Below are 1,002 nucleotides of genomic sequence, written 5' to 3'. Positions count from 1 at the left end.
ATTCTGTGAATCCCCACCTTCATGGCGTTATCGCACCAGTAGATTGTAGCTCGGTTCCTCACAGTGATAGACGCGGCATTGGCCGTCGCGGGTTGGAACGGCGGCGGACATCGGCACGTCGGGCCAGTCGCACTCATTGCCGAACTGGCGCACATAGCGGTCATATGTGTTGGGGCCGGTGGTCAGCACCACRGCGTGCCGGCTCTGGATCAACTGCTGAAGCTGCTCGCAGCTCATCGTGCGCGTGTCGGGCCGAGCCTCGGCGACGCTCGTGGCACAACAAACTGCCATCCCGGCAAGAAAGGCGATCGACGGACTTTTCGTGGCCAACACAACGGAACTCCCGATCATGGTCCGCAGCATCGCGCGCAAGCTTCGTTCCCGCAAGGGCGCGCTTGACGATTTCAGAAGCGACGACTCGGCCGAAGTGACAGCACAAATCCTACGACCAGACCGACAACGAAGCCCAGCGGCCCGGTTATGAAGATGCCGAGCAGTGGACCCTGGTTTGCTTCAGGCGTGAAGATCACCGGCCCGACAAACCCGCCGACGAATCCGATGATGCCGAGGATCACGCCCCAGCGAAACATGGTGGCGATCATGAAGGGCTCTTCCTCAACCTCACCCCGGCGCCGCCGCCATTCTCGGGGATGAACTCGACCCCGCCGGCAAAATCTCTAACCAACCTCCCGTCGACGGCCTATTGGCCCGCTGCCTCTGGTGGCGGGCTTTTCAATTTCGGGCTTCGCCAATTCAGCGTGTGGCTGCCGATAGCGCAGACGCCGAGCGTACGCTTGCACTTGAGAAAACCACGAAGGCGAATAGCAGCACCGCCGCAGCCACGATCAGCGAGCCGACGGCAACGACCGGTTCGATTGCCGTATAGCCTTCATGCAGCATCAGATACAAAGCAGGCAGCATGATCACAAGCCCGACGTTATATAGGCCGTAGTGGATCATCGCGATTTTCCGCTCGGCCTTTGCCGGGTTAAGGGCGTAGTA

The 1,002-nt window shown here is 60.3% G+C and carries 2 protein-coding genes and 1 pseudogene; all 3 read right to left on the bottom strand.

Annotated features, from left to right (window positions below; all coding sequences use genetic code 11):
* Nucleotides 1-27: 27 nt before the first annotated feature.
* Entirely contained in the window at nucleotides 28-291 is a 264-nt protein-coding gene (locus tag ACXJ7R_RS34215; protein ID WP_457155651.1) for a hypothetical protein, read from the bottom strand.
* Between the two features lie 113 nt (nucleotides 292-404).
* Nucleotides 405-602, bottom strand: a complete 198-nt coding sequence (locus ACXJ7R_RS34210) for a hypothetical protein (protein WP_457155650.1) — start codon at nucleotides 600-602, stop codon at nucleotides 405-407.
* Nucleotides 603-753: 151 nt separating this feature from the next.
* A pseudogene (locus ACXJ7R_RS34205) lies at nucleotides 754-1,002 on the bottom strand (hypothetical protein); the annotation flags it as partial.

The sequence above is a fragment of the Mesorhizobium sp. P5_C1 genome, from assembly GCF_054049815.1.
Note: the sequence above shows the minus strand (reverse complement) of the source record. Positions and strands in the feature narration are given on the sequence as shown.